This window comes from Paenibacillus sp. J2L1-98, from assembly GCF_056269405.1.
The window spans coordinates 18,622-43,480 of the sequence record NZ_JBWDNW010000015.1 but is presented as its reverse complement, the minus strand read 5'-3'; the positions used below and the strand labels follow the sequence as shown (position 1 = coordinate 43,480).

General features: G+C 46.6%; 24 protein-coding genes. 23 read left to right on the top strand and 1 reads right to left on the bottom strand.

From position 1 onward, the window contains the following. Nucleotide 1 precedes the first annotated feature (1 nt). Complete coding sequence (locus AC0YNZ_RS22115; protein WP_475828738.1) at nucleotides 2–1,798, bottom strand: sensor histidine kinase; 1,797 nt, start codon at nucleotides 1,796–1,798, stop codon at nucleotides 2–4. A gap of 298 nt (nucleotides 1,799–2,096) precedes the next feature. Between AC0YNZ_RS22115 and AC0YNZ_RS22110 the strand changes: the two genes are divergently transcribed. The 23 genes from AC0YNZ_RS22110 (at nucleotide 2,097) to AC0YNZ_RS22000 (ending at nucleotide 24,752) form a co-directional block, all read left to right on the top strand. Next, nucleotides 2,097–3,452, top strand: a complete 1,356-nt coding sequence (locus AC0YNZ_RS22110) for an ABC transporter substrate-binding protein (protein ID WP_475828663.1) — start codon at nucleotides 2,097–2,099, stop codon at nucleotides 3,450–3,452. Nucleotides 3,453–3,524: 72 nt separating this feature from the next. Further along, nucleotides 3,525–4,406 (top strand): carbohydrate ABC transporter permease, encoded by an 882-nt coding sequence (locus AC0YNZ_RS22105; RefSeq protein ID WP_475828662.1) that lies wholly within the window; start codon nucleotides 3,525–3,527, stop codon nucleotides 4,404–4,406. Nucleotides 4,407–4,447: 41 nt separating this feature from the next. Then, nucleotides 4,448–5,299 (top strand): carbohydrate ABC transporter permease, encoded by an 852-nt coding sequence (locus AC0YNZ_RS22100; protein WP_475828661.1) that lies wholly within the window; start codon nucleotides 4,448–4,450, stop codon nucleotides 5,297–5,299. After that, on the top strand, nucleotides 5,296–5,466 hold the full coding sequence (locus AC0YNZ_RS22095; RefSeq protein WP_475828660.1) for a hypothetical protein: 171 nt from the start codon (nucleotides 5,296–5,298) through the stop codon (nucleotides 5,464–5,466). The genes AC0YNZ_RS22100 and AC0YNZ_RS22095 overlap by 4 nt, the downstream gene beginning before the upstream one ends. A gap of 599 nt (nucleotides 5,467–6,065) precedes the next feature. Next, nucleotides 6,066–8,624: a glycoside hydrolase family 3 protein gene (locus AC0YNZ_RS22090; protein WP_475828659.1), complete on the top strand. Its 2,559-nt coding sequence runs from the start codon at nucleotides 6,066–6,068 to the stop codon at nucleotides 8,622–8,624. Nucleotides 8,625–8,747: 123 nt separating this feature from the next. Next, nucleotides 8,748–8,984: a hypothetical protein gene (locus tag AC0YNZ_RS22085; protein WP_475828658.1), complete on the top strand. Its 237-nt coding sequence runs from the start codon at nucleotides 8,748–8,750 to the stop codon at nucleotides 8,982–8,984. Nucleotides 8,985–9,059: 75 nt separating this feature from the next. Then, entirely contained in the window at nucleotides 9,060–9,410 is a 351-nt protein-coding gene (locus AC0YNZ_RS22080; protein WP_475828657.1) for a hypothetical protein, read from the top strand. A gap of 116 nt (nucleotides 9,411–9,526) precedes the next feature. Next, nucleotides 9,527–10,993 (top strand): glycoside hydrolase family 30 protein, encoded by a 1,467-nt coding sequence (locus AC0YNZ_RS22075; RefSeq protein WP_475828656.1) that lies wholly within the window; start codon nucleotides 9,527–9,529, stop codon nucleotides 10,991–10,993. A gap of 340 nt (nucleotides 10,994–11,333) precedes the next feature. Next, nucleotides 11,334–12,401, top strand: a complete 1,068-nt coding sequence (locus AC0YNZ_RS22070; RefSeq protein WP_475828655.1) for an alpha/beta hydrolase — start codon at nucleotides 11,334–11,336, stop codon at nucleotides 12,399–12,401. 171 nt (nucleotides 12,402–12,572) lie between these two features. Continuing rightward, nucleotides 12,573–12,818 (top strand): carbonic anhydrase, encoded by a 246-nt coding sequence (locus tag AC0YNZ_RS22065; RefSeq protein ID WP_475828654.1) that lies wholly within the window; start codon nucleotides 12,573–12,575, stop codon nucleotides 12,816–12,818. Beyond that, nucleotides 12,818–14,590 carry a SulP family inorganic anion transporter gene (locus AC0YNZ_RS22060; RefSeq protein ID WP_475828737.1) on the top strand — a complete coding sequence of 591 codons (1,773 nt, stop codon included), beginning with the start codon at nucleotides 12,818–12,820 and terminating at the stop codon, nucleotides 14,588–14,590. The genes AC0YNZ_RS22065 and AC0YNZ_RS22060 overlap by 1 nt, the downstream gene beginning before the upstream one ends. 282 nt (nucleotides 14,591–14,872) lie before the next feature. Continuing rightward, nucleotides 14,873–15,553 (top strand): response regulator transcription factor, encoded by a 681-nt coding sequence (locus AC0YNZ_RS22055; protein ID WP_475828653.1) that lies wholly within the window; start codon nucleotides 14,873–14,875, stop codon nucleotides 15,551–15,553. Next, nucleotides 15,550–17,013 carry a sensor histidine kinase gene (locus AC0YNZ_RS22050; RefSeq protein ID WP_475828652.1) on the top strand — a complete coding sequence of 488 codons (1,464 nt, stop codon included), beginning with the start codon at nucleotides 15,550–15,552 and terminating at the stop codon, nucleotides 17,011–17,013. The genes AC0YNZ_RS22055 and AC0YNZ_RS22050 overlap by 4 nt, the downstream gene beginning before the upstream one ends. A gap of 412 nt (nucleotides 17,014–17,425) precedes the next feature. Further along, nucleotides 17,426–18,190: a cytochrome P460 family protein gene (locus AC0YNZ_RS22045; RefSeq protein ID WP_475828651.1), complete on the top strand. Its 765-nt coding sequence runs from the start codon at nucleotides 17,426–17,428 to the stop codon at nucleotides 18,188–18,190. A 32-nt stretch (nucleotides 18,191–18,222) separates the two neighbouring features. Beyond that, the gene (locus tag AC0YNZ_RS22040) at nucleotides 18,223–18,942 is read left to right on the top strand and encodes a DUF4405 domain-containing protein (protein ID WP_475828650.1); all 720 of its coding nucleotides are present in this window, start codon (nucleotides 18,223–18,225) and stop codon (nucleotides 18,940–18,942) included. Nucleotides 18,943–18,955: 13 nt separating this feature from the next. Next, nucleotides 18,956–20,590 (top strand): cytochrome c biogenesis protein ResB, encoded by a 1,635-nt coding sequence (gene resB / locus AC0YNZ_RS22035; protein WP_475828649.1) that lies wholly within the window; start codon nucleotides 18,956–18,958, stop codon nucleotides 20,588–20,590. Between the two features lie 13 nt (nucleotides 20,591–20,603). Further along, nucleotides 20,604–21,779, top strand: coding sequence for a c-type cytochrome biogenesis protein CcsB (gene ccsB, locus AC0YNZ_RS22030; protein WP_475828648.1), 1,176 nt, complete (start codon nucleotides 20,604–20,606; stop codon nucleotides 21,777–21,779). Between the two features lie 20 nt (nucleotides 21,780–21,799). Further along, nucleotides 21,800–22,138: an S-layer homology domain-containing protein gene (locus AC0YNZ_RS22025; protein ID WP_475828647.1), complete on the top strand. Its 339-nt coding sequence runs from the start codon at nucleotides 21,800–21,802 to the stop codon at nucleotides 22,136–22,138. Continuing rightward, nucleotides 22,135–22,482 (top strand): S-layer homology domain-containing protein, encoded by a 348-nt coding sequence (locus AC0YNZ_RS22020; protein ID WP_475828646.1) that lies wholly within the window; start codon nucleotides 22,135–22,137, stop codon nucleotides 22,480–22,482. The genes AC0YNZ_RS22025 and AC0YNZ_RS22020 overlap by 4 nt, the downstream gene beginning before the upstream one ends. After that, nucleotides 22,430–22,729 (top strand): cyclophilin-like fold protein, encoded by a 300-nt coding sequence (locus AC0YNZ_RS22015; RefSeq protein ID WP_475828645.1) that lies wholly within the window; start codon nucleotides 22,430–22,432, stop codon nucleotides 22,727–22,729. Before AC0YNZ_RS22020 ends, AC0YNZ_RS22015 begins: the two co-directional genes overlap by 53 nt. A gap of 352 nt (nucleotides 22,730–23,081) precedes the next feature. Next, nucleotides 23,082–24,056 (top strand): aldo/keto reductase, encoded by a 975-nt coding sequence (locus AC0YNZ_RS22010; protein ID WP_475828644.1) that lies wholly within the window; start codon nucleotides 23,082–23,084, stop codon nucleotides 24,054–24,056. Nucleotides 24,057–24,184: 128 nt separating this feature from the next. Continuing rightward, the gene (locus AC0YNZ_RS22005) at nucleotides 24,185–24,367 is read left to right on the top strand and encodes a hypothetical protein (RefSeq protein ID WP_475828643.1); all 183 of its coding nucleotides are present in this window, start codon (nucleotides 24,185–24,187) and stop codon (nucleotides 24,365–24,367) included. A gap of 19 nt (nucleotides 24,368–24,386) precedes the next feature. Continuing rightward, the gene (locus tag AC0YNZ_RS22000; RefSeq protein ID WP_475828642.1) at nucleotides 24,387–24,752 is read left to right on the top strand and encodes a cyclophilin-like fold protein; all 366 of its coding nucleotides are present in this window, start codon (nucleotides 24,387–24,389) and stop codon (nucleotides 24,750–24,752) included. Nucleotides 24,753–24,859: the final 107 nt, after the last annotated feature.

Genomic DNA, 24,859 nt, shown 5'->3' with positions numbered 1-24,859 from the left:
CTTAGTTATCACCTCTTGTTTTGGGGAGGGTAATCAATACTCTAGTCCCGAAGCCAGGTACGCTCTGGATATCAAGTGAAGCACGATCCCCGTAATACAACCGAATCCGGTTGCCGATATTTATTAGTGCGAAACTTTTGTTGTTAGTTAAGGAAGAACCGACCCGATACATATATTGCAACTCATCAAGCTTTTCCTCTGAGATACCTATACCGTTATCAGTGATTTCAATTTCTACCGTATCACCTGTAGAGTAAGCTTTGACATGAATGGTGCCCATATCGTCGGTCAAGGGTTCAATTCCATGAACCACCGCATTTTCAACAAGTGGTTGAAGAAGAAGCTTAGGTATAGAGAAAAGTTCGATCTTCTGCTCCATTTCCAATTCATAGGTCAGTCTGGTAGGGAACCGCATCTTCTGAAGAAATAAATAATGCTCCAAAAATTTAAATTCCTCTTTTAAAGAGATAACGTCTTTGCCTTGGCTTAAACTGATTCTGAATATACCTGACAGTGAGTATATCATCTCTTCGACTATCCGATCCCCTTTTTTATGAGCCGTCCAAGCAATCGTATTTAGCGTGTTGTATAGGAAATGGGGGTTAATCTGAGATTGAAGTACCTTGAGTTCGGCTTGTTTTTGCTTTAGCTCGAAGGAGTACATCTCATCAATCAGTTCTCTAATTCGCTGTACCATGACGTTATATCCGGCTCCAAGTTGTCCGATTTCATCCTGACCGTCTATTTTGACTTGTTCAAAGAAATTACCTTTTTGAAATTTCTTCATTGAAAGTAAAATGTTTCGTATTGGCTTAGTAATCACCCCTGAGATCGACCAGGAAACAAATACACTAAGAAGTAGGGTAATGAAGATAATGGTAATTGTCAGCCAGGTTATTCTGTCCATTTGAGCAAGCAATTCACTTCGCGGTTGCAGGACAAGCACATGCCAGCCAGTATTTAAGGATTTAATATGCGCGAATATCCATTTTGAGGAATCAATTGCAGAATCTATTAGCTCCGGGTCTGTTATAGCATGATCAAAGTATGGCAGTTCATTAATGTTTCTTCCGACCCATTCACCGGAACTGTTGGAAAGGATACTTCCATCCGTATCGATAACAGTGATTTCTACATTGTTTCCGGCAACGGGCAAATATGTTTTTCGTATGTCTTTTTCATCGATTCCTAGAAGAAGTATTCCTTCTGGCTTATAGGTTTCATTATTTTTTAAAACTCTTGTAAGCAGAAGCTTATTTTTGTTATCTCCAGAAAAGATGCTTTTTGTCCGTCCGGGAACTTCAACACTCCATGAATCGATTTTTTTACTTTGTAAAATTTTATCGTAATCATAAATTTGACGGTATTCTTCAAAAGAAATAGCGGATGATAACCCTTTATTATTAAATTGAATTGGAAGGAAATGATCCGAATAGATGGTTAGAAATTGAAAATAAGGCCGTGTAACCATAAGGCGGCTAATCGATTCGATTACAGTCTGGTTCATGACATACTGTCTATTACCGGTACGGGATTTCAATAAAGCTTGTATCTCCGGTGTCAAAAATAAAAAGTTTGATATATCAATAGCATCCTGAGCCATATAATCGAGATGGGAAATGACTTGGTTGGCCGTACTGGCTTGTTTAATACTCATTTTGTTAACGATTTCATTAGATGCGATGCGAAAGGAGACAAAACCGGTAAGTGTTATCGTCAACACGAGAAGAGGAACAAACCATAGTAAAATTTTGTGGCGTATCGGTAAGTTCAAATATCGAATATATGCATTTTTCATCAAGTCACCTACCTCTTTATTCAGTAATACGTTATACATTCACCTTATACTATAAGAACTTAATGAGAAGAATACCATCGGTAAATGATTCAAACCATAAGAATATACAAAAAATACGATAAAATGACCTAATTTAGGGCAGAGTAGGGATGCATGTTTCGTTAATTCTATGAAATCTGTTCTCTTCAATCTAATAAATATACAAAATATACAGAAGAATAGGTCCTACCAAGAAACGATGTTCACTCCTATAATGAGGACAGAAACACAAACAATACGAAATTAAGGTGGGGTTTCAATGAAAGGGTTCACTTGGAAAAAAGCAAGACTCGGATTGGCGGTTTTGATTGCGGCTGTCGGTTTATCGGCTTGTGGAGGCAACAAAGTTCCGGAAAATAATGCTGCTGAATCACAGGCTGAGACGTCCGCTGAGACGTATACGCTTAATTTTTTTACAAATAACTCCGACCGTTCTGTAGGCCAAGGAAAAATGGAGCAAGAGTTGATTGACCGATACATGGAAGAAAATCCGAACGTTACGATTGAAGTCGAGACGCTTTCCCCGGATCCGCAGTTTCAAGACAAAATCAAAGTATATAATTCTACCGAAGAACTTCCTGATATTATCAGTTCATGGGGGAACAGCAGTTACCTAAAGCCATTGGTTGATAGCGGGGCGCTTGCAGAAATTGATCGTTCGGCATTGACAGAACTTGGTTTCGTTGATGCTGCTCTTGACGGTTTCAGCTTTAACGATAAGCTCTACGGCTTCCCGAGAAACTCTGATTTCTGGGTATTATTCTACAATAAAAAGATTTTTGAAGATAATGGAATTACACCGCCTGCATCGGAAGCGGAACTAATGAAAACAATTGAGGTTTTGAAGGCAAAGAACATCATTCCGATTGCAATGGATGGACGAGAAGCATGGACTTCCGGTATTTGGTTTGATACTATGCTTCAACGCGTAACCGGTTCATGGAATAACTCCAAGGACGCATTTAACGGGACGGGAACATTTAATGACGGTAACACCGTTGCTGCAGCAGCAGCAATAAATAGATGGGTTGAAGCCGGAGCTTTCGGTGAAGGTTTCATTAACCAAGATTACGGAATGGCCCGCAATATGTTCGGTCAGGGTAAAGCAGCAATGTTCATGATGGGGCAATGGGAAATGGGGATGGCAACAGATGAGAACTTCCCGTCAGAAGTCCGTGATAATATAGGCGCAATCGCGTTTCCAACGGTTGAAGGCGGCAAAGGCACAACGAATGATTTGACGGCTTGGTTTGGCGGCGGTTACTCAGTATCTGAAAGATCGGAGCATAAAGAAGAAGCGATTGCCTTCCTGAAATGGATGTTCAAACCGGAAAACTGGGCAAAAGGCGTATGGCAAAACGGAATCACATTCCCGGCACAAAAATATGATGCGTTTCTGACTGGTAAAGAAACATCGGTACAACAAGATTTGAGCAAAATCTTTAACGGTGCAGCTTCCTTTAGCGGAACCGTTGCTCAAGACAAATTTACAGCTGATACGCAAAAAATATATTATGACTCCTTGCAGCAACTTGAAGGAGGAGATCTGAGTCCTGAAGAGTTCTCGAAAGCAATTGACGAAGCGGCGAAGAAATCTTTAAGCGATTCAAAATAAATTAAAAGAAATTTCAGGGCGGGCGGCAGCTTTTAACCACCCGCCCTGAAATTTTCGGACAGGGTGGTAGAGATGCATAAAATCTTGAGTGATCGAAATACGATATTCTGGCTGGTTGCACCAGGTCTGCTATTAGTTTCGTTATTAATTTTCATTCCCATTATGATGAGTTTTAATTACAGCATGACGGATTGGAAAGGGATCGGGGATTACCAATATGTAGGATTTCAGAATTACGCGGTTATTTTCAGCGGGGATAGTGTCTTTTGGAAGTCACTTTTGAATTCTGTGTTATTGGCGCTCGGTTTGATAGCTATCCAGCATCCTTTCTCAATATTTGTTGCAATGCTGGTCCAATATACAGGACGGTTTGAAAAGTTTCTTCGAGTTTGTATTTTTATTCCGGCCATCATCTCAACTTTTGTAACGACCAAACTTTGGACCAGTATTTTTGATACACAATTTGGGCTTCTTAATCGGGTATTAGATATCATTGGCCTTTCTAATTTAAAACAAGATTGGCTCGGTGACCCTGTCTGGGCAATAGTCTGTATTGTGTTTGTTTGTATGTGGCAAGGCTTTGGTTATGCATTTTTATTATATTATGCAGGTATAAAGGGCGTTTCCAAGGATTTGCATGAAGCTGCCATGCTAGACGGGGCCTCGCAATTTCAATTAAATACGAAAATCGTGCTTCCGCTACTTGCGCCAGTTATCAGGGTGAATCTTGTATTGGCGGTAGTTTCAGCCTTTAAACAGATGGAGACCGTTTACCTGATGACTGGGGGCGGTCCAGCAAACAGTACCCAATTTTTATCGACCTATCTGTATTCGAAAGCATTTCGTGAGAGTTTGTACGGTTATGGAAATGCAATTTCAATTCTGCTCGTCGTCATTTGTTTAATCGTAACTATCTTGATGAATCGTGCCATGAACCGGGAAGTGGGGGAATAATTATGAGTACAAAAACAATCAACATCACTGGGTCCCGTAAAGTGGAAACGACTTTCCTCAAAACATTAACTGGACAAATTGCGCGTATCGCTTTTTTCGTTTTTATGATCTTTATTGTATTTATTGATTTGTTTCCATTAATCTGGCTTTTCGATTTCTCGTTATTACGCAGCGGCGATTTTTTCGGATCGGACATTCTAAAATGGCCGAATCCGCCGATGTGGAAAAACTACTCAGACGCTTTCAAGAATGCGCAAATTCCGTTGCTTTTTGGAAACAGCCTTTTGATTTCCGCAGTCTCTATTTCCCTGACTATCTTTTGCTCGATTCCATTGAGTTATGCCTTGACGAGAATGAACTGGAAGCTTCGTAAACCTGTTCTAGCTCTCGTTATGGCTGGAATGATTATACCGATTTATTCGACATTACTGCCAACTTTTAGTTTATTTAATGAAATACGAATGTTGGATTCATACTGGGCATTGATTTTACCTTATGCGGCTTTCCAAATTCCAATCAGCATGTATATAATTACAGGCTTTATGGAAAGTGTGCCCCGTGCCTTAGAAGAGGCAGCGGTATTGGATGGTTTGACGGTTCCCGGAATGATTTTCAGAATCATTTTGCCTATCTTGAAACCGGCAATTGCGACAGTAGCTGTACTCGCATTTCTGAATTGTTGGAATGAATTTATTATGGCCGTTACATTTATTGATAAGGATTCGCTGAGGACCTTACCTTTCGCTATCGTTTATTTTATGGGGCAATATTCCTCCAATTATGGTGCACAGTTCGCTGTACTTGCAATGATATCGATTCCGTCGATTCTTATCTATTTAGGTTTCACGGATCAAATCAATAGAGGAATTACGGCTGGTGCAGTTAAAGGATGAAATACAATACGGACAAGAAAACGGTCGATCAGGAGGTTATTCCTGACCGGCCGTTTTCGTTTTGTGGGCAAGCGAAAGCCACCGGCTTACAGGCTTACTTTTCGCAAGCTTCGAGACAGGAATCCGCAGAAGGCCGAGGAAGCGGGAACATCTTTGCCTTGGCCTAAACTGATTTTGAATATTCCTGACAGTTTCAAACCATAAAAATATAAAACAACTACGACAAAATGACCTGATTTGGACAGAACGGGATTGTATATTTGGTTAATCTTGTTAAATCCTTCCTCTTCATTCTAATAAATATACAAAAAATACAGAAGAATGGTTCCTAGTAAGAAACGATGTTCATTCCTATAATTAGGACAGAAACACAATCAAAACGAAAGGAGGGCTTTCGATGAAAGTGCTTACTTTGGAAAAAATAAGACTCGGATTGTGAAGGAACCCGTTTCATACCCTTTTTGATGTTGTTGAAATTTTAAACATGACTAGTTGAATTTTTGTATAACACATCATCTGAATAAACGGTAAAGTTATATTTGCAAGTTAAACCTATTTTCAAGAGGGGGCTCAAGAGAAAAAAGATATTCGTATTTTGGGAAAAATCTACTGTGCTCGTCAGAATTGAACTCGAGGAGGAATAACTAGAGTGAAAGTTTCGTTAAAATCTATTGTACGTTCTTCAATGCTAGCCATCAGTCTTACTTTAGCCGTATCGCCATTCAGTTACGCCGCTTCAGCTGCTGGCAATCAGGACCGTCCTTGGATGGATACATCCCTGTCGCCCGAGAAGCGGGCCGACCTGGTTCTGGCTGAGATGACGCTGGAAGAGAAGGTCGACCTGATGAGCGGCAACCAGGAGTTTGGGACGTACGCCTTCTACAACGCCCCGATTCCTCGCCTCGGCATCCCGGAGCTGGCGATGCAGGATTCCGCGTCCGGTATCCACGCGCATGGCTGGCAGACGCTCAACACTGGAGAGCACGCGACGGCGCTGCCGTCGGCGCAGGCTCTCGGCGCCACTTGGTCGCGCGAGACCACCAAGCGCTACGCCGACCTGGTGGCCAAGGAGACCCTCGCCGCCAATGCCAACGTGCTGCTGAGCCCGGTCGGCGACATCCACCGCAACCCGTACTGGGGTCGCACCAACGAGAGCCCCAGCGAAGACCCGATCATGACGGGCAACTACCTGACCGACTTCACCAAGGTCGTACAGGACAACGGCGTGATCGCCACGCTGAAGCACTATCTGGCGTACAACCAGGAGACCAACCGTAGCAACGGCCAGAACACCGTGGTCTCCGAGCGCGCACTCCGTGAGGTGCACGCGCTCCCGTACGAGGCGGCCATCAAGGATGCCGACCCGGGCAGCATCATGTGCTCGTTCAACAAGATCAACGGCGTGTACTCGTGCGAGAACCCGCACACTCTGCGGGGTTTACTCGACAAGTTCGGCTTCACCGGCTTCGTCGGGACCGACTACGGTGCAGCGTTCACCACCCAGGGCTCGCTCAACGGCGGTGTTGACGTCGAGACCGGAAACAAGGACGCCTACTCCGACAAGCTGCTCCAGGCAGTCCAGAACGGACAGGTGCCAGAGGGACGTCTCGACCAGTCGTGCCTCCGCGTGCTCGTCACGATGTTCAAGTGGGGTCTCTTCGACCGCCCCATCGCGCCCGGAAAGATCGACGTCGCTGCGGGCAGCAAGCTCGCCCAGGAGGTTCAGGAGCAGGCCATTACGCTGCTCAAGAACGACGACAACGCTCTTCCGCTCGCTGCAGGGGCACAGAAGATCGCCGTGATCGGCGCTGACGCGGACCACAACGCGATTGGCGGCGGCACGCCGTTCGTCCTCGCGACCGAGCAGACGACGACTCTCGATGGCATCATGGAGCGTGCGAGTGACGCCGGTGCCACCGTCGAGTGGGTCAAGGGCAACGACCAGGCCAACGGCGCCAACACGCTGGAGACGCGCGGCATGACGGCGGTTCCGTCGTCGGTCCTCTCGCCGAACAACGGTGTCGGGACGGGTCTGGACTCCTGGTTCTGGAAGAACCAGAACTTCCAGGGCTCGCCCGACGTGAAGCGTATCTCCCCGCAGGTCAACTACGACGTGGGCATCCTCGCCACGCTGGACACCCCGGGACCGTCGCAGCTCACGCCGCCGCCGGTGAACTGCCCGGTCTGCGCCGGCTCTGCTGTTTATGAGGGCTGGATCAAGCCGCCGGCCACGGGCCCCTACCAGCTGTCGCTGACGGGCTTCGGTGACGCCGCCCTCGAGATCGACGGCCAGCAGGTGCTCTTCATGGACGGCGCATACGGAACGCTTCCCGTCTCGACGACCCCGGTCCTGAACTGGAACGAGGGCGAGAAGCACAAGATTCGCGTCACGTTCAACGGGAACGCCCCGTTCGAGATCCTCAAAGACGGTGCGGTGCTGCTGCAGTGGAAGACCCCGGAGGGTGCCCTCTCGCCGGAGATCCAGAAGGCCGTAGAGGCCGCGAAGAACAGCGACGTGGCCATCGTGTATGCCAACACGATCGAGGGTGAGGCGCACGACCGCGTGTCGCTGAAGCTTCCGCAGAGTGGCGACCAGCTCATCAAGGCAGTGGCTGCGGCCAACCCGAACACCATCGTGGTCCTCTCGACCGCCGGCCCGGTTACCATGCCGTGGCTGGACGACGTCAAGGCCGTGGTGCAGACCTACTACGGTGGTCAGCAGCAGGGCCGCGCGCTCGCCCGCGTGCTGTGGGGCGACGTGAACCCGTCGGGCAAGCTCACGATGACATACCCCACCAGCGAGGATGCTCTCGCTCCGGGTGTCGTGGCTCCCTACGCCGGCTCGGCCAACAAGGACGTCGTATACTCCGAGGGCGTCAACGTCGGCTACAAGGGCTACGCGTCCGCGGGCATCACCCCGCTGTTCGAGTTCGGTCACGGCCTGTCCTACACGACCTTCGAGTACAGCAAGCTCAACGTCCCGAAGAACGTGTCCGCCAAGGCGATCGAGAAGAAGACGATCAATGTGAAGTTCCAGCTCGCCAACACCGGTGCGCGGAGCGGTGACGAGGTCGTGCAGGTCTACCTCGGCCTCCCGTCGTCGACCGGTGAGCAGAAGCGACTCGTGGGCTACGCCCGGGTGAGCACCGAGGCCGGCAAGTCGACGAACGTGAGCATCGACATCGATGCGGGCGCCTCGACGCACCCGCTGGGCTACTTCGACACCGGCAGCGACAGCTGGAAGATCGCTTCGGGGATCTACACGGTCTACGTGGGCGGATCCTCGACCGACACGCCGCTGCAGGCGACGTTCACGGTCAAGTGATCACCAGGTAGAAAGCAATGGGGGGCGGGGCCGTCAAGGCCCGCCCCCCATTGCTGCCCCGGCTTCTCGTCTGAAGTCTAGATACGCTGAGTCCGCGATGGTGGGCTTTTGAGGAGGGTCGCAGTGACGGCAGGCGGTTTGCTTGTTTCGGTGTTGGCGATTCCGTCGACCGCACTGGCGATGAACTTCTACCGTGCCGATAGCGACGCGGAAGGTGACTTCCGCACGAGCGCCGCCGAGCGCCTCGATCGCCTTCGCGCGCACCTTCACCGCGTGAGCGATGGAGATCTGGTCTTGGTCGGTGAAGCCCCAGGGTGGAAGGGGGCACGCCAATCCGGCGTGCCGTTCTTCGAGAGCTGACCGGACAATGCGGGATTCGAGAGCGGCGACGCAACTGGATGGTCGCAGTGGAGTAACGGAAGAGTTTCGCAACAAGTGGACAGAGATCTTCCTTACACTGGAGACTTCAAACTGACACATTATTCTTCGCAGGACTATAGTCAGTTAACAAGTCAAACGGTAACCGTTCCGAACGGAACGTACAAGTTAACCGCTTGGGTACGTTCCGGAGGTGGTCAAAACGAATTGAAACTATTCGCCAAAAATTATAGCAAAGGCAATGACGAAGTGAATGCTGTCATTGGTTCCAGTCCGTTCAGCTACTGGAAGCAATACACGATTGAAAATATTCGTGTCACAAACGGGAAAATCGAAGTCGGCGTATGGTCTGACGCTAAAGCGGGCCAATGGGCGGCATTCGATAACTTCGAGCTGACAAGAAAGTAAACTCAAAAAAATCGATGTTATTAATGTAAGCAATGCAGAATCAATTCCCCACAATATTAATTATTGTGGGGAAATTTTTATTGAAAAAGGAAAGGATTTTTATGGAGGAACAAAAGATGCACCATCGGACAGGATGGATTCTCACCACCATTCTCGTAATCGGTCTGTTGATCGTTCTCGTAAGTAATCGTGATATTGTTCCCGAAAATAAAGCAGAGGTTTGGTTAACTACGGGGGATCAGTCCCACTTGTTATCGCAACAAGATCCAACTGTGTTTGCTAATGATAACGATGAATCTTTGCCGGTCATCGATGTAAACGCCAATGTCCGATATCAGAAGATGGACGGTTTTGGCGCGGCGGTCACGGGTTCTTCCGCCTATCTGATTAACCAAAAAATGTCGGATGAACAACGGGAAGCGTTAGTAAACGATTTATTTACGAGCCAAGGCATCGGCATGAATTTCATTCGCCACACCATTGGGGCGTCGGATTATTCAGTGGATGAAGACGGCAATCCGAGCAGCTATACGTATGACGATATTCCATCGGGGACGGACTATGAACTTCAGCATTTTTCTGTTGAGAAAGACATGGAAGTCATTCGCCTGCTGAAGGCGGCGGTGGACAAAAATAAAAGCATCAAAGTGCTCGGTACGCCATGGACGGCTCCGCCCTGGATGAAATTCGGCGAACAAACGTATAACGGCTGGTATTTAAATTACACAGATCCGCGCGTGTATGAAACATACGCTAATTATTTTGTTCGATATATCGATGCTTTTGCCCAGAACGGCATCCCGATCTATGCCATTACCGTCCAGAACGAACCGGAGTTTTCTACCCCGGATTATCCGAGCATGAACATGAGCGCTCCCGAACAAGCCATGTTTATCCGCGATTATTTGGGTCCCGCTTTTGCCAGAAATAGAATTCCCGCAAAAATTATCGCTTTCGATCATAATTGGGATTTAGGGGTGAGCTACGCCGATCAGGTGCTGAATGATAGCGGAGCAAGCGATTTTATCGCCGGCACCGCCTTTCATTGCTACGCCGGAACACCTGATGTGATGACAAGGGTTCACGATTCCTTTCCTGAAAAAGAAATCCACTTTACCGAGTGCAGCGGGGGTGAATGGAGTACTAACTTCGGCGATAATCTAAGCTGGCAAATGTCCAATCTCATCATCGGCGCGCCCCGGAATTGGGCGAAGTCCGTACTATTATGGAATATTGCGCTTGATCCAAGCGGCGGGCCCAAAAATGGAGGCTGCGGGAATTGTCGAGGCGTAGTCACCGTTGATCCGAATAACGGCGCAGTGACGAAAAACGTGGAATATTTTGCGATCGGTCACAGCAGTAAATTCGTCTTGCCCGGAGCGACGCGGATCGACTCTACGAATTATAGCGGAAGTATTGAGAATGTGGCGTATGAAAATCCGGACGGGTCGGTTGTGCTGATCGCGGTGAATACCGGTCCCGAAGCCGCTTCATTCAAGGTACGCTGGAAAGCTAAATCGTTCGCTTATACCCTGCCTTCAAAGTCGGCGGTCACATTCCGGTGGAACTCCTCTGTCAATTGATAAGGCGGATTCGAGTTCTCAGGTACAACATCTCTAATATGCGCAAACTTAAAGGGCCGTTATCTGACGGCCTTTTTTTGGAAATAAATACCAGAAAATTATAAGGTAATTCTAAGGTATCTCGAAGATTAATCTCAGGTATCTCGCCAATTTGTAAGGTAAAATCAATAACGAAAACGGTCGTTCGATCGGATAAGGTCAGGAGGTGATCTGCGAAATAACCGGGACCGTATCCATTTATTCGAAGTCCCCTCATGCAGTTCTGTTTACAGACAAAGAGGTTACAATCGAGACAAGGAGATAGGATTTCAGGAAAAACTACTTATTGGAAGGTGTTAAAATGAAAAAAAAATTTACTATCGCTCGTTTCCTCAAACTTACCGTTATGGCACTGGGCTTGGTATTAACGACGGCCGTCGTTAGCGCTGCATACACGCCGGACATGTCCAATGGAGCAGACAACTTTTACAAGAGCAACAAGGTAAACGTGCAGAAGGTTGAGTTTAAAAATCAATACAACATGAATGTCGTAGGGAATCTTTTTATTCCCAAAGGTTTGAAGAAGAACACCCAAAATCCTGCGATTATTGTCGGGCATCCTATGGGCGCAGTAAAAGAACAAAGTGCAAATCTGTATGCCACGAAAATGGCTGAACAGGGATTCGTTACTTTGTCCTTAGATTTGTCTTTCTGGGGGGAGAGTGAGGGTCAGCCTCGCAATGCTGTTTCGCCGGATATCTATGCCGAGGATTTCAGTGCCGCGGTGGATTTCCTGGGCACCCGGTCGTTTGTTGACAGGGATCGGATTGGTGCTATCGGGATCTGTGGCAGCGGAAGCTTTGTCATCAGCGCAGCCAAGATCGACCCGCGCATGAAAGCCATTGCGACAGTCAGCATGTACGACATGGGCGCTGCCAACCGTAATGCGCTTAATCATTCCCTGACACTTGAGCAAAGAAAGCAGATCATTGCAGAGGCAGCCGAGCAACGCTATGAGGAGTTCACGGGCGGTGAAACCAAATACACCGGCGGGACAGTGCATGAGCTGAATGAAGATAGCGACCCTATCCAGCGAGAGTTTTTCGACTTCTACCGTACTCCAAGGGGCGAATTCACTCCCAAGGGCTCGTCACCTGAATTCACGACACACCCGACGCTGACCAGTAACGTCAAGTTTATGAATTTCTACCCGTTCGCGGACATAGAGACGATTTCTCCTCGTCCCATGCTTTTTATCACGGGTGAGAACGCTCATTCCAGAGAGTTCAGCGAAGACGCCTACAAGCTGGCGGCCGAACCAAAGGAGCTCTATATTGTTCCGGGTGCAGGTCATGTGGATTTGTATGACCGGGTGAATCTTATCCCATTTGGCAAGCTTACATCCTTCTTTAAAGAGTATCTGAAATAGGGTGATGTCGTTCGATCGCATAAGGTCAGGGGGTGGTCTTCGAAATAACTAAACTGCAAACGGGAACTCGAGCGACAACATAGATAACACAGGTGGCGAAACGGGGGCGTAAGTGATAATGAGCCAACAAATGAAACCGTAATTTTCCGGGAGAATGGAGTGGAATAAAGAATGCATGAAAAATCCAATCTGACAAGAATACTCGAACGCACGGGAGTTAAGCTGGAGGATTGGCTACACGCGTTCGACGATGTGTACCAAAGCGTAAGTCATTCGGTTTCCGTGATTCGCAGCCATCCGTTCCTGGAGAAGAGCGGCATACCGGTTCACGGACTGGTTATCGACCCCCACACGGGCAAGCTGGAGCTGGTCGCCGACGGCAACCGCAGTGAACAGCCGGCGGAGATGGCGACATGATGAAGCTTCTTATCGACAACAGGTTTCAGGGCTACTCGCTGCGTCAGTTTCAGAAAGACCTGATGGCCGGTCTGATCGTGGGTATCGTCGCGATTCCGCTTGCCTTAGCTTTTGCGATCGCCTCCGGCGTTAAGCCGGAATACGGGCTTTACACCGCTCTTATTGCCGGATTCCTTACCTCGCTGCTCGGCGGATCGCGATTTGCCATCAGCGGCCCGACCGGCGCTTTCATCCCGGTTTTGTTCGCTATCGTCATGCAGTACGGATATGAAAACCTGCTGATTGCCGGATTCATGGCGGGCATTATGCTCGTCTTGATGGGAATCTTGCGGATGGGCGCGATCATTCAGTATTTCCCGAAGCCGGTGACGATCGGGTTTACTGCGGGCATCGCCGTCATTATCTTCTCGGGACAGATCGCCGATTTTTTTGGCCTGACGGATGTGCGGAAGCATGAGTTGTTCCATGAAAATATGATCGAAATCGCCGCCGCATTAAGCACGGTCAATATATTCAGCTTGCTGACCGCCGTCATTTGTCTTGCGGTGATCCTGCTGGCCACACGGTTTCTCCCGAAAATCCCCGGGGCGCTGCTCGGCCTGCTGGCATCGACTCTTGTCGCCGCTGTGTTCTATCCCGATCAAGTGGCGACCATCGGTTCGAAGTTCGGCGGCATTCCGAATGCGCTGCCGGAGCTGCAAATGCCGCAGCTTTCGATGGATAACCTCACCCTGCTCATCGGTCCGGCTTTGATGATCGCGATGCTCGGCTCGATCGAGTCACTGCTGTGCGCCGTCGTCGCCGACGGCATGACAGGCAGCAAGCATAACAGTAACCGGGAGCTCATCGGACAGGGCATTGCCAACATGGTCACACCGCTGTTCGGAGGCATTCCCGCCACGGGTGCCATTGCGAGGACGGCAACCAATATCCGAAACGGTGCTGTTTCTCCCGTATCGGGTATGGTTCACAGCCTGGTCCTCCTGGCCGTTCTGCTGGTCTTGGCGCCTTTAGCGTCGAAAATACCGTTAGCCAGCATGGCGCCCATCCTGATGTTCGTGGCATGGAACATGAGCGAGCACAAAGAATTCGCCCATATCCTGAAGACCAAATCGTACGATTCCGTCATCATGCTGGCGACTTTCCTGCTGACCGTATTTATCGATTTGACAACCGGGGTTGGGGTAGGCCTGCTTATCTCATTCATCCTGTTCGTCAAACAGATGAAAACGGCGCATACGGTAAGCAAAGTAGCGGCCGACTTCATCCACAACAAGGTATCGACGGAACGAGTCCGTGAAGGGGCCGCTTGTCCGCAAGTCAGCATGTTCAGCCTGGAGGGCCCTTTGTTCTTCGCTGCGACGCAGGCGCTTGAGGAATCGGTCGAGGGCGATATTCGCTCGGGTCAAAAGGTGATCCTGCTGCGCATGAGCAAAGTGCCTTACCTTGATACGAGTGGAGAAGGCGTACTGGCGGGCCTAGCAGACCGCATTCATAAAAGCGGCGGAGTGCTTCTCATCTCGGGTATTCGCAAGCAGCCGGAGAGCATGCTCAAGAAAACAGGGCTTTATGAGCGGATCGGAAGCAGCCGCTTTTTCGAACACACCGGCCAAGCCATCAATTACGTCATGACCTTACTTGACCAGGACAGATGCAAAGGCTGTACCAAGCTTGCTTTCCGGGAGTGCCCGTCCCTGTCCGGAGTGGAAGCAAAAAAATCCGTTGCGGGAGTACGGATCAAAGTGCCGGCATTTGCCGTCGATCAAAGTTGACATCTTCTTTTTAGTAAAAAGGCGCTTGCAGCCGGTCGGTTCAACCGGCGTGCAAGCGCCTCTTGTTGTGAGCCATATTCATGAGCGGCCATCGCGATCTGAACGCAAGCATCAATCTGAGAAACGAAGCCATCAGGCTTCTAACCGTAGGGACTACGGGGATAGCTTAATCAATATATTTGCCCGATAGGGTGAAGTTCTTAGGAATCCCCTTCTTCAAAAATCAATTGATTTTAAGAAGGGGTAGTTCAAGTATAATGTAAGACGAGGTGATTATTCTTGTTGCAGCCAGGCAATATTCGAGTGTTGATTGTAGACGATGAACAAAACATTTTGCAGTTTTTGGAGTTAGGGCTTCAAAACGGCGGATTCAATGTGCGGACCGCTTCAGACGGATTAGAAGCCGTCGTCCAGGCTCGGCAGTTTCTACCGCATGTTGTCGTCCTTGACGTGATGATGCCAGGCATGGATGGGTTCGAGGTTTGCAATCTGTTGAAAAAGATGGATAAGATGGGGATCATCATGCTTACCGCCAGGGAAGAGGTTGATGATCGGGTTAAGGCGCTGAATCTGGGAGCCGACGATTACATGATCAAACCTTTCAGCTTAAAAGAGTTGGTTGCGCGTATTCATGCCAGGGTGCGCAATATGTATCCCGAGATACTTGGTGAAGTGATCCGTGGACCTTTCCGGATTGACGACAGCCGGAGAGAATTCTGGTATCAAGAGGTTCTGCTTGAGCTCTCGCGCACCGAATACGAACTGCTTAAGTTTCTCGTTTTGAATCACGATCGTGTCATGAGCAAATCTTCCATTCTGGATGCGGTATGGGGACACGATTTCGTCGGAGATGAAAATGTCGTGGAAGTATACATCCGATATTTGAGGGAAAAGCTTGAGGATCGCTCGCATCAATTGATCCGTACGATTCGGGGTTCCGGTTACCGGATGAATTTCCAATGAAAGCCCGGTTCCGCTTTTGCCGTCGTGTCGAACCCAATTCTCTCGGCTTTCAGCTCCTCTCCCGCTCCATTTTGATTATGGCCGGACTTTTTATTTTAATTGGCGTTTTTCAATATTTCACGATGCAGCAGTTTTCGTACAGCAAAAAGGAGTGGGGGATTCAAAATCTGATCCGCTCTGTCTCACCCGAGATCTGGATCCGATGGAAAGAGGACAATTCATGGGGAAAAGACGATGTTGCTGCGATTAAATCGTTGCAAAACAACGTGGTGACGATCGCGTTCATCGAAGATAACGGGAACGTTTCAGATCTGTACGTCGATCCAAGCTACCCTTTACCGGTTCCCCGGCTGTCAAAGCAGGAATACCGCGAAATTTTTGAAAGCGACAAAATGACAAATGGTTATAAAATCATCCGGGACGAAAAGAACAACGTTAAAATGGTTATTTACCAGCTAGTCGGACCTGCAGATGCGGATCAGGGCATTGTTCAAGCAACCGTCGATTTGACAGAAACGTTGGCTTTTCAAAAGAATTTATTAACCATTTACGTGATTGGTTCGCTGATCGCACTGATTGTGGGAATGCTTACCTTCCGTCCCATCCTGCAGCGGATCATGGTCCCACTGTCAAGGATCGTGAATACCGTGGAACGAATCCACAGCGAAAATTTGAGTGAGCGTTTGCCGAACAAGCAGGGCCCCGCGGAAGTCGACCGGCTGGCTGTTGCCTTCAACGGAATGCTGAAGCGAATTGAAACCTCGTTTGTTTTGGAAAAAGAGATTCAAGAGCAAATGCGCCGTTTTATCGCTGACGCCTCGCACGAACTCCGCACCCCGTTGACCTCGATCCACGGGTTCCTGGAGGTGCTTCTCGATGGGGGCGCGGGTAAACCCGATCAACTGCAAAAGGCGCTAGAAAGCATGTATAGCGAATCGGAGCGGATAAATAAGCTTGTCGGAGACCTGTTGGCATTGGCGAGAATGGAACGCAGTCCGGATGTCCACATGACTCCGGGCAACCTCGGTGAACTTATTCGCCAGATGGAGCCGCATTTGCGAATGATCGCCGGAGCGAGGAGGATTCGGTTCGATTTGGTCGATGACCCGGCTATTGCTATTGATCCGGACAAGATGAAACAAGTCATCCTGAATTTGTTTCAAAATGCCGTTCAGTATACCGATCCATCCAAAGGCGTTATCCGTATCGGCCTGGAAAAAAGCGCCGGGGAAATCAGGCTTTTGGTCCAAGATAATGGTATCGGGATCAAGGAGATTCATGTTCCGCATCTATTCGAACGGTTTTACCGCGGCGAACCGTCGCGGGCAAGAAAGTACGGCGGGGCCGGTTTGGGGATGGCCATCACCAAATCGATCGTAGAACTGCACGGCGGCCGGATTGAAGTGGAAAGCCGGGAAGGGGAAGGCATGTTATTTCGTGTTTGTCTGCCGGTTGCGTAATTTCCGTTACTGCTCTTCCTTGGTTAAAGTTTCTTGCTAACGGGACCTGATAGATCAAATAAATACAGCGGTAGTCTAGGACAACTTCGTCCGAGGCACCGCTGTTTCTTTTTAATTTCAGCCAACGTTAAGGTAATTCTCAGGTTTCTCGAAGATAATTCTCAGGTATCTCGCCGCTTTGTAAGGTACAATCAAGAACGATCCCGCACACCGCAAGCTGGAGTTCGTCGTCGATGCTGCCACATCACCAAACCTCCTTTAAGATAATTAACAATATTATTTTTTATGTTGAATAACCAACGAATTGCATTAATTTAACCATTGTATGCAGCCTATTTATAATTATAAACTAATGTTGATTAACCAATAAATGATGTTTTTCTTAAAACGAAAACTGGAGGAAGAGAACAATATGAAAAAACGATTAATTCTGTTACTTGGATTACTGCTTTCCCTTATCCTTACTGCTTGCAGCAACACTTATACTGATACAATGGACACTCCAGAGCAAATTGATACAATGGGCACTCCTCAACAAGAGGAGAACTCTTCCGGGGCTAAGTCTGGGGAATACGCTGAGATCGGATCTGGGGCAAACCTTGTTAAATTCCCTGACTTTGAAAAGGGGATCGTGTTTGCAACTTACGATCGAGGAGACATTCATGAAAACATCTATGTAAACAGCAGGGAAGCGATTGAAGCAGTGCAGAACGGAGAGGAGCTTCCGAGCGGCACCGTAATCACTCTCGAAGGATATAAGGATGGAGAGATTGAACATTATTTAGTGATGGAAAAGCGTACCGGCTGGGGTTCCAAGTACTCGCCCGAAGATCGTAATGGGGATTGGGAATACCAGCATTTTACTCCTGAAAGAGAAGTGGCTGAAGATAATATTGGCCGTTGCTTTTCCTGCCACGCAAATCGGGAACGGGATGACTTTATGAATTCGATGGATCAAATGAAAGAGTTTGATTTAGATGAAGTTGCACAATCAGAGAACAGCAGTACAGAAACTCCAATCGCAGCCATGCCTGCAGAGGACTGGATGGTAAGTGAGATACCTGCTCATATGAATGGTTCTAAGGATGTATCTAATGAAGTAAGCAGACCAGTAGGGGAAGAAGAAAAAGCGGGAATACTTCAGGAAGTTCTATTGACAATGTATTTACATCAATAATTGAATAGTCAAAATAGAAAGAGGAGAATGACTTGAATCCAAAGATGCTTTTCAAGCTGGTAATCGACCTAACCATGACAATCCTCATGTTAATCGAAATGGCTTATTATATTACCGGCAATACAGCTCATGAATTCCTCGGCGTTTCAGTACTTGTACTATTTATCGTCCATAATTATTTAAATCGACGGTGGTTTAGTACGATACTGAAGGGAAAGTATAATCTACGGCGTATTCTGCAAATTGTACTCAATCTGCTCTTTCTTGCAGCAATGGCTGTGATGATGATATGCGGAATATTAATATCCAGTGAATTATTCTCCTTTATTCCGGTAGATGAAGACATGATCTTCCGGCAAATACATGTTCAGACAGCCTATTGGGGATTTATCATTATGGCATTACACGTAGGATTTTCTTGGGGTATGATTATCAATTCAGTACGGAGAATGACGGGAATCACCGGCACTAGCCGTATTCGCACCATTGGCTTACGAGTTCTTGCAATGTTGATTGTATTTTATGGGGTATATGCTTCCTTTGAAAGAGAGATTGGTACTAAGCTATCGATTTATAATCCATTTGGTACCTGGGTGAATGATGATTCCGCCATTAAATTTATCATTGACCACCTATCCATCATGGGAATCTATATTTGCGGTACACACTATGCTTTGAAATTTGTTCAAAAACAGGACAAGGGAGAACTCAAAAACACGGATATGGGTTCAAAAATGAGGATTATTAATTAGGAGTTTTTCTAAAATGGAACGTGTAAATTGCGAATGCGGTCATGTTAATCCACACGGAACACTACTTTGCGAATCATGCGGGAAACAAGCTGGTGAATATCTTTCGGAAAAGTCGGTGGATATGCGTTATGAAGGAAGTGCAAGACGTTCCCAAACGTATAATAAAACACTACTGGATAAGGTTTGGAACTTTTTCTCATCCGTAAAAGTAGGGGTCTGGATTATTGCTCTCATATTAGTCGCTTCTGCAATTGGAACAATTTTTCCTCAGCAGATGTATATTCCACCAGATGTAGTACCGGAACAATTTTATCGGGAACAATACGGCTTTTTCGGCCAAATCTATTATCAATTAGGCTTTAACAGGCTGTATGAATCTTGGTGGTATTTTCTGCTGCTAGCTGCTTTGGTAATATCACTTGTTATCGCAAGTTTGGACCGGGTAATTCCGTTATATTTTGCTTTGAAAAATCAAGGGGTTAAGCGACATGAAAGCTTCATACGCAGACAACGTCTTTTCAGTGAAACAAGAGTGAAAGAGAATTCAGATGAGCAGCTGGATTTTGTAATATCCAAATTAAAAAATAAACGGTACCGTATTCGAGAAGAAGAGGGGAATTTTCTGGCTGAGAAAAATCGATTTTCAAGATGGGGACCGTATGTAAATCATGTTGGCCTTATTATCTTCCTTATTGGAGGAATGCTCAGATTTGTACCGGGAATGTATGTAGACGAAATGCTTTGGATTCGTGACGGTGAAACAAGTGTTATTCCGGGAACCAATGGAAAGTATTACTTAAACAGTGACAAGTTTATTTTGGAAACTTATCAAAAAGATCAAGAGGATGAAGTATTTGCAAATGCCCTTTCACGAGTCGGAGATGGAAATGTCATTAAAAATTATCAAACGAATGTGACCTTGTATGAACGTAAAGGTGAGATCCTTTATGGAGACACACCCGAGCTCGTAAAGGTGAAAGATGAGCAGATCAAAGTGAATCACCCTTTAAAACACGATTCATTAGCTCTTTACCAAGTTTCCTACAAGTTAAATGAATTAAACAAGATGACATTTCGTTTAGTTGATAAAAAAACTGAAAAAAGCTTTGGCCAGATTAAGATAGATTTGTTAAATCCGCAAAAGGAGTATGATCTGGGCAATGAATATAAAGTTGAGATTTTAGAATATTTCCCTAATTTCTATTTTGATAGTAAAAGCCGGCCTGCAACAAGATCACAAGTTCCAGACAATCCGGCATTTTATTTTAACATGATATCTCCGGGAAACCCGGATGGTGAAAAAAGCTTTGTCGCCATACGAAATACAATCGAAACACGCGGAGATAATCAATTACAGATGAAATTTGAAAGCGTTGAAATGAAAAATCTTTCAGCCCTTACCGTTCGTAAAGACAATACATTATGGTTTCTTGGATTAGGAGGAGCCATTTTCATGTTTGGAGTTATACAGGGGATGTACTGGAACCACCGGAGAATATGGATCAGAAGAAGCAGTGACGCAATATTGATTGCAGGCCATACAAATAAAAATTGGCATAGTATCCAAAATGAAATAAACAATATTTTAAAAGAAACCGGCTTACAAGAATTAACTGATCAAACAAGCAGGAAAAGCGAGACTAGCTAGAAGGAGGAGAATAATGATCGCTTTTAGCGGCAACTTGCTTTATGCAGCATTCTTTCTATATTTATTTTCTACCTTTCTGTTTGGCGGGGCTATTCGTGATCGGAGAAAACAATACGAAAAACCAAGTAAAGGGGCTGCAGTCGCAATAAGTGTGACCATTCTAGGCTTTGTTACACACATGGGTTATTTTATCACAAGATGGATGGCTTCCGGACACGCGCCGGTGAGCAATATGTTCGAGTTTGTAACAGCTTTTTCTATGATGTTTGTGCTGGCATTCATCATCCTTTATTTTTTGTATAAAGTGTCAATCTTGGGTTTATTCACTTTGCCGATTACATTATTAATGATTGCCTATGGAAGCTTGTTCCCGACAGATGTCTCTCCATTAATCCCAGCATTGCAATCGGATTGGCTTGCTATTCATGTAACTACAACGGCACTAGGTTCAGCTGTTCTAGCCAGCAGCTTTATTGCAGGTATCATTTATTTACTTCGTTCTGTTGAACAGACGAAACCGTCAATGAAAACCTTCTGGCTTGAGGTGATCATGTACACCATTGTGGCGACACTTGCTTTTATTGTTATTACATTGGTTTTTAGAGGATTGCAATATGAAGCTGTTTATAAATGGGTCGATAATAATGGCCAAGAGATGGAGACCATTTATAGTCTTCCTTCCCTTATAGGGCCTAATCAAGGCGAGCTGCTTACAGAAGGTAAAATGGAGGCTTTAGCCCAAGTACCGGCTGTTATTGACGCAGGAAAACTAAATACAGTCATTTGGTCTGCTGTCACGGGTTTGCTTTTATACCTCATACTAAGACTGATTCTCAGGAAAAGAATTTCTGCAGCTCTTCAGCCATTAACGAAAAATATTAAGCTTGATTTGGTTGAAGAAATTGGATATAGGTCGGTTGCGATCGGATTTCCGATATTTACTTTGGGCGCACTTATTTTTGCAATGATCTGGGCTCAAATAGCCTGGACACGTTATTGGGGATGGGATCCCAAGGAAGTATGGGCTCTGATTACATGGTTATTTTATGCTGGATATTTGCATTTGCGGCTCTTTAGAGGATGGCATGGTGAAAGATCAGCATGGCTCGGAGTCATCGGTTTTGGAATCATAATTTTCAACCTGATTTTTGTTAACCTGATTATCGCCGGATTGCATTCTTACGCTTGATAGGTATAAGGAGATGATTTTTGAAAAGAAAGCGAACATCGCATTTCATTAGCCTGCTTCTGGGAATCGTTCTGATTATCTGTATGACTCCCTCTGCTTTCGCGGCAGACTATAACGATGTTGCAGACAGCACATGGTATCATAGCGCCGTAGACTATATGGACAAGAAAAACCTGATGACCGGTACCGGAGGAGGAAACTTTGAGCCGGAAACATCAATGACTCGCGCGATGCTTGTTGCAATACTGCACCGTATCGAAGGTTCTCCGGTAGTATCAGGCAACAGAGGCTTTTCCGATGTCCCCGAGGGCAGCTACTGGTTGCATGGGCGGAAGCAAATCAGATCGTTAAACGTGTGAGCGACGGCAGATTTGCGCCGCACAGCCGTATTACCCGTCAGGAATTCGCCGCCATCCTGTACCGTTATGCCAATTCTAAAGGATATGACGTTTCTGCTTATGCCGCATTTGACAGGTATTCCGACGCATCGCAGATCAGCTCCTATGCAGAAGCTGCCATGCACTGGGCGGTAGGAAGTCAAATCCTTCAAGGCAGCAGCGGCAAACTGACGCCCTCCGGCTCCGCAACCCGTGCCCAGGCTGCGGCCTTGTTTATGCGATTTATGGAAAACATTGCGAAGGAAGAGTCTTTTGAGCCAATTGTTATTGATTGCACAGCTGTCGATGACAGTCAACATGTCTGAACTGAACGGCGTAGAGAAATACTATCATTTTTCGAGTGATCTGCCTGTTGCATCAACAGAAAGGCCGGCAACGATCCACGCAGGCGAAATAATGCTCTGGTCCTCCAATAGCCTGGTGCTTTTTTATAATACGTTTTCCAATTCATACGGCGGATACGTCAAACTCGGATATATAGAGGACATCGCCGTTCTTGCATCGGCACTTGGGACAGGGAGCGTTCAGGTTACATTTTCCGTCAGAATTTAAACGCCGAAGCTGCACCGTCAAACAGCGATCCTTCTGTTGACGAATTTGCTTACTATGCTCCATGGCGGAATCTATATATTTTACAATGGCCCGGCTGCCACTGTTCTATAACTGAAAGGGAAATAGCAAATCACATGGAGTTTATAAGTGCGGTTTATTGATGAAAACTGACCGTTGAAATGTAATGGGTCAGACAGCCCTTAACGGCAGTTCGCCCATTTCGTTGATAAACGCTTATAGGTTTTCTAAACTTGCCCTGAACGGTTTGATACCATTGGCAGTTGCAAATATCAGAGGAAAATATAAAGAACAATTGAAGGCATCTTACCTATTTTGCGGAGGTTGATGGAAAATGAAAATGATGCCGTTAGAGCGTCGAGGAATATCGGACAGCCGTTTAGTGCTGGGCTGCATGGACTTAGGCGGAAGCTGGGATTTTGCGGACCCGGTTACATCCAGCCACATTCGTCAGGCGGAGGAAGCTGTGGAAGCAGCTCTTTCTATTGGAATAACAATGTACGACCATGCGGACATTTATAAGAGTGGCAAATCGGAATTCGTATTTGGACAAGTTCTTAAGCAGCAGCCCCGGCTTCGCGAACAGATCGTCATTCAATCCAAGGTAGGCATACAGCTCACTGACGGCATTTTGCCGCAGCGATTCGACTTCTCGAAAGAGCATATTCTGCATTCGGTGGACGGCATATTAGAGCGGCTTGGCACACAATATTTAGACGTGCTGCTGCTGCACCGCCCGGATCCGTTGATGGAGCCAGATGAAATCGCCGAAGCTTTCACGAAGCTGAAGCTGTCGGGCAAAGTGCGCAACTTTGGCGTATCGAATATGAGCCCGGGCCAAATTCGCTTTCTGCAAAGCGCATTGCCTGATCCATTCGTCGTAAACCAGCTGGAGATGAGTCTGCTGCGTCATCACTGGATCGATCCAGGCATTCACATTAATCAGAGTTTAAAGGAAAACTTCCCTGAAGGGCTTATGGAATTTATGCAGATGGAAAATATTCAGATTCAAGCATGGGGTCCTTTAGCTCAAGGCAGACTTTCAGGAAGAGCATCGGAAAACGCGACTGAAGCGGAAATGAAAACAGCTGCGCTCGTTCAGCAGATCGCCGATGAGAATGAGACGACGCCTGAAGCGATCGTGCTCGCTTGGCTGATGAAGCATCCCGCTTGCATACAGCCAGTCATCGGCACGGTAAATCCTAAACGTATTCTCGCCTGCAAAGATGCTGCTAGACAAGCGGAAATCATGACTAGAGAGCAATGGTACACGCTGCTTGTTAGTGCCAGGGGCGTAAATTTGCCTTAAGTCTCATTAACGAGACACATGGAAGATTGGACGTATTGATTAATAATGCCGGCGTGTATATGAATGAGAATGAGAAGTTATTTGATTGGTAAGAAAAGTTGATCATGCAAATAGTAGGAGGCAATCGGATGAAAAAAATTTTGCTATTGTTTTTCTCTTTAGTAATAGCCTTCACCCTTGTTGCTTGTGGCAGTAAAGACAATGATCGTTCCAATGCAAATGGCGGGGAACTCATAAGCAATAATTCAAGTAAGGAACAAGCGGATACAACTGACGGATCAAACCAAAATACAAGATTCGGCACAAGCTAATAAAAACGGTGATGAAGCGATGAAAGTGAAATTGAAGATCAACAACGAGGAAGTCATTGTCAATATGTATGATAACCTTACGAGCAGGGATTTTGTGGGGAGACTCCCGTTAACCTTAACGTTCGAAGACTACAGTGGAATCGAAAAAATTAGCTATTTAGACGAAAAATTATCTACTGAGGATGCGCCGTCAGGCAGTGATCCTTCAACTGGAGATTTCGCCTATTATGCCCATTGGGGAAATGTAATCTTTTATTATAATGATTTCGGTTATTCAAACGGACTTATTCAATTAGGCAAGATTGAGTCCGGAACGGAAGAGTTTGCTGAAAAGCTCGCAAGTATGGGCGATGATTTTACGGTTACAATTGAAAGAATGGAATAGTTAGAATCACAAAAGGAACATGCGTAAAACTTAGAGGGCCGTTATCCGAACGGTCTTTTTGTTTTACAATAAATACCCTAAATCTATAGTTCTAAGGTAATTCTAAG